Source organism: Pseudomonas sp. FSL W5-0203, from assembly GCF_001896155.1.
GTDB classification, from domain to species: Bacteria; Pseudomonadota; Gammaproteobacteria; order Pseudomonadales; family Pseudomonadaceae; genus Aquipseudomonas; species Aquipseudomonas paracarnis.
On record NZ_MPOR01000029.1, the window covers coordinates 1 to 13,788 of the forward strand.

Here is a 13,788-nt window from a genome sequence, read left to right on the forward strand (position 1 = left end):
AACTCCACCTGCTGGTCGATGACGTTTACGTCATGCTCCGAGCTGACTCCTTCAAGGGTAATACCGCCCCTGTTGAAGATCGTCTGTTAAAACTTTCAAAAGAGATCTTCAAAGTCACCCCCGAAACCGCAGTCGCGGGGTTTGCGCTTGGGCCGGTTGTCATTCGCAGTCATCACGACCATGAGATCGCCAGTTTCTATTTTCGCCCCCCCGCTTCAGACGTATCGCTGAACGTCTACTACAACGCCTTATCACCTGATGATGGCGAACGTTTGCATGTCCGAACCCAAAAAGACGGGAAAATATTCCTCGCAGGCGATTATGAACAACTGCGTATAGGCAAAATCACATTAGCCGGAATGCAAGCCGAAGAATCCTTGATCGGCTTCAGTGATGACACACATCGTCAAATACTGTTCGTCAGCGAGAACTATCGAGATAACCCATCCCTAAGCCGTCCAGCTATGAGTATTCGCCTATCGGCAGGCGGAAAGAAGCGTACCGCCATAGATCCTGATAAACCCAGGGATCTTGTGCGCTGGACCCTTCCCCAATTCGCCAACAAAGGCTACGAACTGCCTCTCTGGCAACAACCCGCGTCACCAGAACCCGTCAACCCCTCGCTCACCGACTACGAAGCCATGGCCGTGTGGGACGCAATCCTCAAATCCGTACGCATCCGCTACGGCTCGGTCCTGCCCAGACCGGACCCTGAGGCCAACATTCGCGGCCCCAGTGTCAAGGAGGCTGCTGAAAGCAAACGCATCCTCCATGAATTCATCGCCAGCTTTGAAAACGCAAGCCATGCCCCTGGGCGTGGTTCAGCGGGAGCAACAGGGATGCGTTCACCGTGTGTAAGCAACGAACTCTAAAAAAGCGTTAGGAGCAATTCATGAAAACAGTCTGGGGTTACCTCAAACGCTGGGGCCTGCCGGTGCTGCGCCAATTCAACCAGGCATGGCCGGTGTTGGTGCTGTTGGGGGTGATGTTCTTGCTGGTCGCCATCTGGTGGCTGGGCCCGCAGTGGACGTGGCGTGAGCGCCAACCGTTGGGCGAGTGGGCGATGCGGGTCTCGGCCAGTGTGGTGGTGATCGTGGTGCCGCTGCTGATCTGGGCGTGGCGCGTGCGCGAGCGTTATCAGCGTTTGCAGGTTGAACGCCAGCATGAGGCCGCCGTGCAAGCCGACCCTTGCTTGCCTTATATCGAGGCTCAAGAGCGGGCGTTGGACCGCAGCCTGGGCAGCCTGCTGAATAATATGGAGCGCCGCCGTTCACTGTATCAACTGCCGTGGTACCTGGTGCTCGGTGAGGAGAATGCCGGCAAGACCAGTCTGATCACCCGCTCCAACCAGAGCTTTTCGTTGTCTCATGTGACCAAGGCTGGGGCCAGGGCTCAGGAAGAGCAACTGGCCTACCCGGTGGATTGGTGGATCGGGGACGAGGCGGTGTTGATTGACCCACCGGGTGAATTTCTCAGCCACCCGGATTCACCGGCTGAAAACGTCGAGCAGCAGGGCAAGTTCAAGCCGGTGTTGCCCACCGGCACTCATGCGCGCCTTTGGTCGCACCTGCTTGACTGGTTGACGCGCAACCGCAGCCGTCGGGCATTGAACGGCGTGTTGCTGGTAATTGATATACAGGCCTTGTTGGCGCAGTGTCCCGAGCAGCGCAAGGCCCACGCCAACCTGCTGCGCACCCGGCTGTTTGAGCTGACGCGGCAATTGGGCACGCGCTTGCCGGTGTACGTGACGCTGAGCAAGTTCGACCTGCTGGAAGGCTTCGAAGAATTCTTCGCCAGGTTATCGCGCAGTGGTCGCGAAGATCTGCTGGGCTTCACGTTCAGCCTGGCCGCGGTGGATGATTTTGATGCCTGGCTGGCGGAACTGACGCGCCAATATCAAGCCTTTGTCGATTGCCTCTGCGAACAGGTTTTCAACAGCACCCGGGAGGCGCGCACGTTGGATGAATGTGATCGCTTGCAGGCGCTGATGCATCAGATGGCGGGCTTGCGCCGCGTGTTGTTTGGCTTCCTGACTGAAATGCTTGGCAGTGATCGGTTCACCACACCCGCGTTGGTGCGCGGGCTGTATTTTTCCTCGGTGTTGCAGCAGGGCACTCTGAGCAACGCTTTCATCAAAGAAGCAGGGCAGGCGTATCAACTGCCGCCACCGCCACCGGAGGTCAAACCGGCCGGTGGTACGGTCATCTATTTTGCCCAGGAACTGTTCCAGCGGGTGATCTACCCCGAAGCGGGCCTTGCAGGCGACAACATCAAGGTGGCTCGCAGCAAACGGCGGCTGTTGATCGCCGGGTTCAGCGTTGCGTGCCTGGGCTGTCTGGTGGCGATGGGTACCTGGCAGTTTTACTTCAGCATCAACCGCGACAAAGCGGCCAACGTGTTGGCCAAGAGTCAGGAGTTCAGTGAGCGAGACATCGACGCCACGGTCGACCCTACGGGGCGCAACCTGTTGCTGCCTCTGGACCAGATTCGCGATGCGGTGTTGGTCTACGGTGATTACCGTGAAGCCTGGCCATTGCTATCGGATATGGGCTTGTACCAGGGCAGGACGATTGGCCCGACGGTGGATGAAGCCTATTTGAATCTGCTGTCCAAGCGTTTCCTGCCGGCCATTGCCAGCGGGGTGCTGGAGGCTATTAACACCGCGCCCGCCGGCAGCAACCAGCAACTGGCAGCCTTGCGCGTGTACCGCATGCTCGAAGAGCGCCCCAACCGCCGCCCAGCGATTATCGAGGAGTGGGTCGCCAAGCAATGGCAGCGTGCCTATCCGGGCCAGGGCCAACTGCAGGCCGACTTGATGAGCCACCTGGGCTACGCGCTGAAATACGCCGATGCCGACCTGCCGAACTACCGCGAGCGCATCACCCAAGTGCAGCAGCAACTGCGCCAGTTACCCATGGCCGAACGGGTCTATATGAGCCTGAAACAGGATGCCCTGGAGCGTATGCATCGGCCGCTGGACCTGCGCACTGAGGTCGGCCCGGCGTTCGATATCGTCTACCGTCCGCTAAACACCGATCAAGCCGGCAGCGGTCTGCAATTGCCGCCGCTGCTCACCGCCAAGGGTTTCAAGGACTATTTCGAACCCGGCACCAAGGGCATTATCGAGCTGGCGATGATCGACCAGTGGGTCCTTGGCGAACGACAACGCCTGGACTACTCCGACGAAGACCGCAAAGTGCTGACCCAGCGTATCCGAGCCCTGTACAGCGCCGACTACGTCGACAGCTGGCGACGTGCGCTGAACCAGTTCGCGGTCACCGACTTTGACGACCTCAGCCACGGCGTGGCGGTGCTGGAACAAGTCACCGGCCCGGCTGCACCGCTACGGCGGCTGTTGGAAACCCTGCGTGACAACAGCGTGATCTACCCGGCCGTGCCCCTGGCTGAGGGGCAAACGCCGCTCAAGCTGGACAAGGTGCCCGAGGAGCAACAACAAGCAGCAGGGATTCGGCGCGCATTCTCAAGTCTGTCAGAGCTGATCACCGCACGAGGCGAGCAGCCGTCCTATTACGAAGAAACCCTGCGTTCGGTCAGCGCCGTCTATGACTACGCCAAAGCCGTGCACGACAACCCGGACCCCGGTAAAGCCGCCCTTAAAACCGTGCTCAACCGCTTCTCCCTGGGCGGCGCCGATCCCATCGCCAACCTGCAACGCGTCGCCGTGGGGCTGCCCGAGCCGTTGAATCAGCAGGTCAGAAAACTCGCCGACCAAACCTCGCAAGTGCTGGTGATCGCCGCCCTGCGCGAGCTGGAAAAACGCTGGGACAGTGAAATCTACAGCTTCTACCGCGAGCGTCTGGCGGGCCGCTATCCGTTCAAGGCCAGTGGCGAGGACGCCTCGCTGGAAGACTTCGAAGCCTTCTTCGGTCCGCAGGGGCGTCTACAGCAGTTCCACGACCAATACCTGAACGTGTTCCTCAAAGACAACCTCGATGCCCTGCACTCCGACAGCCTCGGCGGCTACCTGGTACGCAGCGACGTGCTGGAGCAACTGAAAACGGCCGAGCGCATCCGCGAGACCTTCTTCAACCATCGCGGCCATCTGGCCGTGCAGCTCACCATCGAACCCCTGGCCCTGAGTGCCACTCGCCTGAGCAGCATGCTCAGCGTCGACGGCCAACTGATCCCCTACCAGCACGGCGCGCCACAGCGCACCGGTCTGGTGTGGCCCAACAGCCTGGGCAACAGCAATGGCAGTCAACTGACTCTGGTGCATAGCACCGGCAACACCGCCAGCCTGAGCTACCGCGGGCCGTGGTCGTTGTTCCGGCTGCTGAGTCGCGGGCACCTAAATGGCCGCACCGACACCAGTGTGGACCTGACCTTTTCAGTCGCCGATGGGTTGATGCGTTATCGGATTGGAGCGGAGAAGGCTAATAACCCGATTACACAGCGCAGTTTTGAAGGGTTTGTATTGCCCAGGACTCTGTTGGAAGAACGTCAAATAAAGAAAAAACCGAACAAGGTCGAGAGGCTCGCCGCAACAGCTCTCACCTATGAACGCCCATAAGTCAGCGATGACTGGGTGCGAAATAATCACACGCGAAACAGGACTGCTTACATGGCAATCAAGCTGCAAATGTTGACCGAAGACCCTAAAGAAGTTGAGCTGATCGAGCGGTACTGGGCTGTCGATGAGTCAGGGCAGTACCTTGAAAAAGTGAGCGCTCTGACGGACGTTATTGAAATGGCCCCAGGCGTTACACTCGCCAGCTTCGTACGGCAACGTTGCAATGCATTCGATGATATTCAGGTCTGCCCCAAGTGTGCGGAACTGATCGAAATCAAAAATCGCTCAGAGACCAAAAAGGTCCCTCAACGGTCCACGAAGCTTTGTACGCTTTGTCAGAACGACCATGACGCCATTGCGCTTGAGGCTAGAAAGACCAAAGCCGCAGAGCTTGAACGGCAGTTGGCCGAATACGTACGCAAGCAGTTAACCCGTACGGTGGACTACTCAGCGGTCCCGGATAATCAGGTGGTGCTTCTGCTGGCGTTGGACAGGGCTGTTACCCCAAGGTTGACCAATGGCGGCTTCAGACCGGGTGATTGTCGAGGGCTGGCGCCTCGATATGTCGATGACTTCATGCTGCAATTGCGTGAGGCTGGGCTCGTCCTTGATGACCCCAGTAAAGCAAGCCCGGGCACCTACTATTGGGAGGGCGATGAGATTTGGGTGTTGAGGGACCAGGTTGTCTATCGTTTGGCACCAGATGTCGCATCAAGGCGTGCGGACGAGGTCATTCGTAACCTGTCGGATAGGGTGTATACCGATGCTGACGGGCTGTTCAACCTGTGGCTTGATTACGCAGTCGCCGATGTCATGCGCTATCTGGACGCTCAGTGCGAACTCTATAACCATGATCTGTCGGAACAAGAGCTGGCAGAAATTAAAAGTACTATGCGCGCAGCTTTGCATACCTACAGTGTTTCACAGCTGTGGTCGGTGGCCTGGAAGGTTGTCAGGGATGCCGCAAGTTTAGCTAACCGCGAGTACTACAATCGCCCCAAAGCGGCGGCGACCATTCCTGGAAAGATTCGGCGGAACTTGGAAAAGGTGCAGCGAGAGTCAATTGAACTCAAGACTTGGAGCCGCCCGGAACAACATCCTGCAGGCACACTGGGGATGGTGTTAGGCGAGATTTTGGGTGTTGATGAAGATACCCCTGGCCATAGGGTCTCGTCCCTTGTTGCCTGGCTCACAGGGCAGGCGTGTTCTCCCAGCGTCGAAGCAGCGCTTGATGAACCGATACGCGAACTGATGACCTTGGCGCTGTCCCACGATGTCGGCTCTTCAGTGATGCTGCGGTTCGCGGAGTTGATTCGTGCGGGGCATGACGTTGGTTTTGCTATTGAAGAAATTGGTGAGGCGCTGCGCTCGTAAAGCGAGCAGGATTGCTCCATACAATAAAAGTTCTTGTATCTGCGACGGCTCAATGAGGCCGCGCTCTGCCTACACCACCCCCATGGCGGTGAACAAGCCGATCGCTATACGTGAACGCATGTTCATGAGCGGATGCTCAGGCTGGGCGTGGCCGCAGTTTTTTTGTGATGCGCGCGCACCCTGTAATCTGGTTGAACTGCACGTAATGGGCTTGCGCCGTCCATTCCTCGACCAGGATCAAATACTCGGCCGGCGGATTGATCTGGCGCAGATACCCGCACAGCAGGCGTGTGCGTCGCGCGTTCATCGGCTGCTTTAATGTCAAGATGACGTTGTCTGCGGCGCGGCATTCAGTGATCTCCATGACTGAGCCCCTCATCGAGTGCTGGCGGCAAACGTGCAGGCCCAAGATCAGAGGCTGGGATTCTTGCCGCGTGGCGTTCATTCTCAGATGAGTCGTCGCAGGCGTCTACTGTCATACTTGACAGTCCTTTAGCCGGTGTTGCACTGCCGTGACCCATTACTCGACGTAACGGGCGTTAAATGATTCAGAGGCACAGACCGTCGACTACGTGCGCTCAGCGTCAAGTAACAATGGGCTGCCTCACCTTGCGACTTAACCCCGGTGTCTTGCCCGTAACACGTTTGAACGCGCGACTGAAAGCGGCCTGGGATGTATAGCCCAAGCGTTGTGCTACCTCTTCGATCGGCAGCCTTTCGAGGGTCAGCCACTGGCTTGCAAGCCGCATTCGTAGTTCGGTGACATAGCGCAGCGGCGTCATGCCAATCGTCATCTGGAAGCGATCCGCGAAGGCTGAGCGTGAGGTATTGCATTGCTCTGCCAACTGCGCAACGGTCCAGTCGCGGCCCGGTTGTTGATGGAGCGCGAGCAGTGCACTGGCCAAGCGTGGATCGCGCAAGGCGGCGACCAGGCCAGAGGCATTACCGCAAGCGCACTCTACCCAGCCGCGAACGACCATGGCGGCCACCACGTCGGCCAACCGCGCGAGGATGCCGGCGAAGCCCACACGTGCGGCGCTGACCTCGCGTTCCATGGTGGTCAGGATGGGCACCAGTCCAGGGTAGCGCTGGCCGCCGGCATCAATCAACATCAGGCCCGGCATCAGCTTGCCAAGGCCATGGATACTGCCCAGTTCAAACTCCATGCAACCACTGAACAAAATAGTGCTCGGCGTTGGGCTGGCATCGGTTCCGGTGTCAACCGCGCATACGGTGTCACCGAGGGGGACGCGGTCTAGGCGTTCGATGTCCTGAACGGGTACGTCCGCATGGGAATACAGTTGATGGGCCGCGCCGTGGGAGATGAACACGGCGTTGCCGGCAGACAGCGCGTAGGTGGTGCCGTCCTCCATTCGCAGTACCGCATTGCCGACGGCCATGAAATGGAACCAGGCATGCCCAGGTTTTTCAGCGAAGCCCAAACCGAAACTCGGACTCGTTTGTATACGCCGGTATTCGACGCCACGCAGGCGCATACCGCGCAACAGTTCGTTGATGAGATCCGAGGAAAGAGCAAACTGTTCTGCAGACATTGTTCAGGTGTTTTAGTCAAAAATGAGAGATTTTGGATCATAGATCATCCAGATTCGCGCGCCTAGACTGCGGGTCGCAATGATGATTGGGAGATCCCTGTAATGACTGACTGTGTATGTGACGCCGTATCCAACCGCCATCCCGGCGCCTTCTCGGAGGCAGAGCCTGCGGCCCCCGCGTGGATGGCCGTCTTCTCACTGGCAATGGGAGTGTTCGGATTACTGACTGCGGAGTACCTTCCGGCCAGTTTGTTAACACTGATGGCGACTGATCTGGGCGTGTCCGAAGCGCTGGCTGGCCAGGCGGTAACGGTGACAGCAGTGGTAGCGTTGTTCGCCGGTTTGTTGGTGCCAGGCCTGACCCGCGGCATCGACCGACGTTGGGTGTTGCTGGGGTTTTCCACGTTGATGGTTGCCTCCAATCTGTTGGTCGCCGTTTCTTCCAGCTTCGCGGTGCTGCTGTTGATGCGCATCTTGCTGGGGATTGCCCTGGGCGGGTTCTGGAGCATGGCTGCGGCGGTGGCGATGCGCTTGGTGCCGAGTGCTTTGTTGCCTCGGGCGCTGTCGATCATTTTCAGTGGGATTGCCATCGGGACGGTCGTTGCCGTGCCACTGGGCAGTTATCTGGGCGGGCTATACGGCTGGCGCAGCGCGTTCTTTGCAGCGGCGGCGGTAGGCATGGTGACCCTGACGTTTCAGTCATTGACTTTACCGCGCCTCGCGCCGCGCCGGCCAGCACGTCTGCGCACGGTTTTCGACGTGTTGCAGCGCCCAGGCATCGCCATGGGGATGTTCGGTTGTGTGCTGGTGCATAGCGGTCACTTCGCGATGTTCACCTACGTTCGGCCATTTCTTGAAGGTACTACCGGCATCGGCTCGCAAGGGCTGTCGCTGATGTTGTTGGGGTTCGGTGTGGCGAACTTCTTCGGCACGCTGTTGGCTGGCAGGCTGCTGGAGCACCGCCCGCTGGCGACTCTGGTGTTAATGCCTGCGCTGGTCGGGGTTGCAGCACTGGCGTTGGTGCTGTTGCCACCCTCGTTGCCGGGGCAGGCGGTACTGCTGGCAATCTGGGGCTTGGCCTTTGGCGGTGTGCCGGTGGCGTGGTCGAACTGGGTCGCCAGCGCGGTACCTGACCAGGCGGAAAGCGCCGGGGGTATGGTGGTGGCCTCTGTGCAGTCCGCCATCGCCATGGGCGCCGCCGCTGGCGGTGCAGTGTTCAGCCTCGGTGGCAGCGCGGGCGTATTTATAGCGGCGGCGGTGCTGATGTTGCTGGCTGCGTTGCTGATTGCGCTGCGTGTACGGGTGCCTTCTGTCCATGTCGTCAATGCTGGGAGGGCAAGCGCTCAATAAAATGAGCACTATTGAATTTCTAGGTAACCCTTGACAGGCCCCCGTGACCCGCACTCAATCGACCCCGGCCATCCGAATCGAGGCCATCTGGCACGTCATCTGAAAAGGGACCAAGGGCATGGGCGTTTTCGATTACAAGGGCATGAAGGGCGACCCCGCCAAGGCGCTGCTGAGCAACGCCTTGGCTTTATCCGAGTACGCGTATGACTCCACCGGCCAACCCCTGGCAACCGGTGGCTGGGCGCCTATCGGTGCGCAGGCCCTGGGCGTGACGCAGCATGTGGACAAGCAAGGCACCTTCTGGGGCGAGACAGCCTTGGCCCCTTCGGCCAACGTCGAGATTCTGGGGCAGTACGATGGGCTTGGCAGGCTGATCGCCATGGGGATTGCCTTTCGTGGCACGTCCTTTGGCTTGACCTGGGATGGCGCGGGCGACGTGGCCAGCGACCTGGCGGCCGCAGCACTGCCTGGATACGCCGCCAATTACGCCAAGTTCGCCTTCAGCGCCTTGCTCGAAAACGTCGCTCGTTACGCCGCGAGCCAGGGCTTGAGCGGCAAGGATATCCTGGTCACCGGCCATAGCCTCGGCGCACTGGGCGCCAACAGCCTGGCGACCTTGAGCCACGATCACTGGGGCGGCTTTTATCAGGATGCCAACTACGTAACCTTTGCCTCACCCGCTCAACGCTCGGGTGATACCCCGGTGTTGAATATTGGCTATGAAAATGACCCGGTGTTCAAAGCCATTGATGGCAAAGGCATCAATACCTCGGCACTCTTCTGGGGCAACGACCGGGGCTGGGATGCGGCCGCCAACAACCTCGTCAGTTTTACCGATAATTACGCGTCGTTCTCGGCACATTTACCTAATAGTCTGAATTGGGGCGTGGCCAAGGCTCACTCCCTGGACGGTTACATCCAAGGTTTGGGGCGTATCGCGTCCTCCGAGTTCTACGACCTGACCAGCAAGGATTCGACCATCGTGGTCTCCAGCCTGACCGAGGCTGCGCGTGAAACCACCTGGGTACAAGACCTGAACCGTTACGCTGAAAAACACACTGGCAATACCTTCATCCTCGGCACCGAGGGCAACGACCTGCTCAAGGGCGGTGTCGGCAACGACTTCCTGGAAGGCGGCGCCGGTCATGATCGTTTTCGCGATGATGGCGGCTACAACATCCTGCTGGGCGGGCAGGGCGATAACGTCTTCGAACTGCACAAGCCACTGGCCAGCTTCGGCTTTGCCAACGATGGCGATGGCACGCTCTACATCAACGACGCCTATGGCGGCATCAGTATGACCCGCGATATCGGTGCATTGGTGAGCCAAGAGCAGTCCTACATCATGTGGAATTCAATCCCCTGGGGCACCCACGACGTCACCTATAACGTAACCGGCCAAGGCCTGCTGGCCGGCACAGCCTTGACGCCCTACACGGCCTCTGCCAACGGCGATGCGCAGGACAATGTCCTCACCGCTCATGCTGCGGGGGAATGGTTGTTCGGTCTGGGCGGCGACGATCATTTGATCGGTGGGCAGGGTAATAATGTGTTCGTCGGCGGGGCGGGCAATGACCTGATGGTGTCGGGCGGGGGCAGCAACACTTTCCTGTTCAACGGCCTCTTTGGCAATGATCGGGTCGAGGGCTACCAGGCCAGCGATAAGCTGGTGTTCATGGGGATTCCTGACCTGGGCCAGCAATACGATTACCGTTCCCATGTCTCGATGTTCGAGGACAATGCCCTGTTGTCCTTTGGCGACAACTCGGTGACGTTGGTTGGCGTGAACATGACTCAACTCAATGGTGCAGGCATTTATATTTCCTGAATACCCACACAATGGGCTGTTGAACCTGTGGCGAGTGAGCTTGCTCCCGTGACGGCCCCTCAGCCGACACATACCTACCTGACGCCCCACGGACCAAAATGTGGGAGCTGGCTTGCCTGCGATGGCGGCTGTCAGACCGCTACGGGAGCAGCGGATATCTACCGCGGGTTTGTCATCGAGCTCAAACCCGCTACCTCATAGCCTCCGTTACTTGAGCGTAACGTCGAGCATCGGCGGGATGTAACCGTAGTCATACTCGGCGACCACGAATGTTTGCTGCCCTTTGATCTTGATGCCCACCGTCGGTGCTTCGGTGCCGCCGATACGGATCTGCGTGCCGGTGTCGTCGGTCGGTACGCTGTCGATGAAGGAGGTCACCAGGCCGTTGGGCATGACGCAGTGCGAGTAGGTCTGAAACGGTTGGGAGGACGGGTTGCCCAGTACCAGGCCAGAGCCGTTCAACGGCACATACGGGCCGAACAGCGAATCGGCGACGAAGCCGTATACCCCGTCCGGGCCGGTTACGCCGTCGGCGTAGGTGAAGGTGTGGCTGATGGTGAACAGGTAGTACTTGCCGTCCTGGAACACGAAGTGAGGGCGTTCGGTCTGGTCGTTGACGCCGACCGCGGTCAGCAGCGGTGGCAGCATTTCCCAGTCGTCACCGTCTTCGTCGCGGGCCACGGCGATCCCGACGCAGGCGGTCTGGAAGCGCGAGTTGCCGACCTCTTCATAGCCGGGTGGCACGTCGCCGATTTCGGCGTTACCGACCTTGTGCGAGCCGCGTTCGCCGGCCACGTTGCCTTCGAACAGCATGTACAGCTTGCCGTCTTTCGGGTCGCGAAACGGCCATGGATCGCGAAAGCCCCAGAAGGCGTTTTGCGCTTCGGTCTGGTACATCTTGCCGTCCGCCTCGAACAGCGGCTTGACCTTTTCGAAGCCCACCAGGCTGACGCCATGCTCGGTGGTCACCACGCGGCCACGCACCTTGACGATGGTCGCGCCGGGCGTGACGGCGGTGTAGTAAAGGTCCACTTCGCCTTGTTCGTTCAGCAGGATCGGTGTACCGGCCCATTCGCGCACGGTGGGTGAAACCCCTTCAGCCATCACTCGGCCGCCGAGCTTCCAGTCTTTGCCAGTGCGAGAGAACCAGTAGTACATCTTTGCCCGGCCATGGCGATCGTTCCAGTCGCGGATGACGTCGTAGTTGCCATTCTGATCGAGGTATTGCGGGTCGTTCGGATGGCGATCCGCAGTGAGGGTGAAGATCACCGACCAGCCGTCAACGGAGGTGATGTTGCCGTCGATATCACGCAGCGGCATGGTGTCCCAGATAAAAACCTCGTCACTCAATACCGGGAAGTTCGCACTGACCAGTGGCTGGGTGGTGGTGGGGTCGTCCGCACGCACTTTAAGCGCATCGGCTCGGGTCCACAGGCTGGGTTGATGGGGTGTTTTTCCAAATTTCGAAGGGGTGTTTTTCATAGGAAACCTCGTCCATGTAGGGATTCAAGTCACTGTATTTATATACAGTGATTCGAATTTAAAAGACTCGGATCTGTGGGTCAAGGATAAAAATGCATTTATGCATTTTTTGAGTTTTTCATTCAGCTGATACGTTTCACCTTGTCCCGTTTACAGAAGTTATTCCATTGGCGTGGCGCAGTGATGGCCATGAGCGAGAGGGTGGTTAGTTCAAGCCACGCATGAACTGGTCACTGTCAGGTCAGCCAGCATCCGCACGGGTTCGGTAAGGCTTTGGCGAGAACGGTGTATGAGTCCGATATCGCGGTGAAAGGTGTGTATGCCCAGATCGAGTGCTCGAACACCCATAGGCCACTCCGGATCTCTGCACGTTTGCGGCACCAATGCGACGCCTACGCCCTTTTTGACTAATTGAAGGATGGCCTCCAGCTCATCCAGTTCGCACACCTCATGCAGCGTGAAATGCATCTGCCGCACAAAACGATCAACCTGCCTGCCGCCGAACGATGAGCGGTCATAGCGAATGAAAGGATGGCTGGACAGGAGCGCCGACCAGTCTTCACCCGGCACTTCGCTCGGTACTATTAGCCGGTAGGGCTCCCGCGCCAGCGTCGTCCAGTGCAGGTCACTCTGAAGCGAGAAGGGTGGGCGAATGATGGTGGCCATGTCGATCTCGCCAGCGTCGACGAGGTTGACCAATTCCATCGACAGCCCTGGAATGACTCGCGTGCGACATTGCGGGCATTGCTGGTGAAACCTGGCCAGCGATTCGGGCAAATATGAGCGCTGCACCGACGCGATAGCGCCGATAGTCACCCGCTCGTGGGTGGGTTGTCCCATTGTCGAGGAGCCCAGGTTGTCGTAAAGATTGAGCAATTCCTGAGCTTGCAAGAGTACCTGGTGGCCCATTCTATTGAGATGCGCAGAGCGTCCTTTTCTGTCGAAAATTTCGACGCCCAGTTCAGCTTCGAGGCGCTGGATTTGCGCGCTCACAGCGGCCTGGGTCAGGCCGATTCTGTTGCCGGCAGCGGCAAAAGTGCCTTCCCGCGCAACAGCGATGAGTGTCTTGAGTTCTTTGATCATTCATAAATATTAATTGTGTTTCTAAGAAATATATATTGATTTTTATGTTGGGTTTTCCGTCCTACGATGTTTTCCATTCCCGCCAACGGCTGAGCCAAGCGAGGCAATGACGGGGGAATGTTCGCCAAACCCACAAAAAAAGCACTGGAGATCTGATGAGCCTCTCGCCATTCCACCTCGCAATACCTGTTTACGACTTGGCTTCAACACGGACCTTCTACGGTGAGGTTTTTGGTTTAGAAGAAGGGCGGTCCAGCACTCAATGGGTCGATTTCAATTTCTATGGTCATCAACTGGTGATTCACGAGCATCCCAAAACCGCCTCTCAAGAAAGTGTTCATAGCAATCCGGTCGATGGTCATGATGTTCCTGTTCCGCACTTCGGCATCATTCTGGGTTGGGAGCAATGGGAAGCGCTGGCCGAGCGACTGAAGTCGTTTGGTACCGAATTTGTGATCGAACCGTACATTCGTTTCAAAGGTCAGGTTGGCGAGCAAGCCACCATGTTCCTGTTTGATCCTTGCGGCAATGCTCTTGAATTCAAGGCGTTCAAGGATATGGGCCAGCTCTTCGCGAAATAAGAACAC

At 58.4% G+C, this 13,788-nt stretch carries 10 protein-coding genes; 6 read left to right on the top strand and 4 right to left on the bottom strand.

Annotation, left to right across the window (positions count from 1 at the left end):
- From BOP96_RS21575 to BOP96_RS21585, 3 genes are all read left to right on the top strand, one after another.
- Positions 1-872, top strand: an 872-nt coding sequence (locus BOP96_RS21575; RefSeq protein WP_175563005.1) for a T6SS immunity protein Tli4 family protein, incomplete at its 5' end; no start/stop codon positions are given.
- A 20-nt stretch (positions 873-892) separates the two neighbouring features.
- Positions 893-4,531: a type VI secretion system membrane subunit TssM gene (gene tssM / locus BOP96_RS21580; protein ID WP_073453982.1), complete on the top strand. Its 3,639-nt coding sequence runs from the start codon at positions 893-895 to the stop codon at positions 4,529-4,531.
- 51 nt (positions 4,532-4,582) lie between these two features.
- On the top strand, positions 4,583-5,905 hold the full coding sequence (locus BOP96_RS21585; RefSeq protein ID WP_073453984.1) for a hypothetical protein: 1,323 nt from the start codon (positions 4,583-4,585) through the stop codon (positions 5,903-5,905).
- Between the two features lie 136 nt (positions 5,906-6,041).
- On the opposite strand, the gene BOP96_RS21590 is transcribed toward BOP96_RS21585, so the two are convergent.
- Entirely contained in the window at positions 6,042-6,269 is a 228-nt protein-coding gene (locus tag BOP96_RS21590; RefSeq protein ID WP_060767487.1) for a hypothetical protein, read from the bottom strand.
- A gap of 220 nt (positions 6,270-6,489) precedes the next feature.
- Positions 6,490-7,458, bottom strand: coding sequence for an AraC family transcriptional regulator (locus tag BOP96_RS21595; protein WP_073453986.1), 969 nt, complete (start codon positions 7,456-7,458; stop codon positions 6,490-6,492).
- Positions 7,459-7,560: 102 nt separating this feature from the next.
- On the opposite strand from BOP96_RS21595, the gene BOP96_RS21600 reads away from it, so the two are divergent.
- Together BOP96_RS21600 and BOP96_RS21605 are read left to right on the top strand one after the other, a co-directional pair.
- A complete protein-coding gene (locus BOP96_RS21600; protein WP_032874328.1) occupies positions 7,561-8,808 on the top strand; it encodes an MFS transporter in 1,248 nt (415 codons plus the stop codon).
- 118 nt (positions 8,809-8,926) lie between these two features.
- A complete protein-coding gene (locus tag BOP96_RS21605) occupies positions 8,927-10,636 on the top strand; it encodes a polyurethane esterase (protein WP_020303198.1) in 1,710 nt (569 codons plus the stop codon).
- A gap of 207 nt (positions 10,637-10,843) precedes the next feature.
- Here the strand turns inward: BOP96_RS21605 and BOP96_RS21610 are convergent, their stop codons facing one another.
- Together BOP96_RS21610 and BOP96_RS21615 are read right to left on the bottom strand one after the other, a co-directional pair.
- A complete protein-coding gene (locus BOP96_RS21610) occupies positions 10,844-12,118 on the bottom strand; it encodes a glycoside hydrolase family 68 protein (protein WP_014718005.1) in 1,275 nt (424 codons plus the stop codon).
- A gap of 210 nt (positions 12,119-12,328) precedes the next feature.
- A complete protein-coding gene (locus tag BOP96_RS21615; RefSeq protein WP_073453988.1) occupies positions 12,329-13,201 on the bottom strand; it encodes a LysR family transcriptional regulator in 873 nt (290 codons plus the stop codon).
- A gap of 155 nt (positions 13,202-13,356) precedes the next feature.
- On the opposite strand from BOP96_RS21615, the gene BOP96_RS21620 reads away from it, so the two are divergent.
- Positions 13,357-13,782 (top strand): VOC family protein, encoded by a 426-nt coding sequence (locus BOP96_RS21620; protein ID WP_014718007.1) that lies wholly within the window; start codon positions 13,357-13,359, stop codon positions 13,780-13,782.
- Positions 13,783-13,788 lie beyond the last annotated feature (6 nt).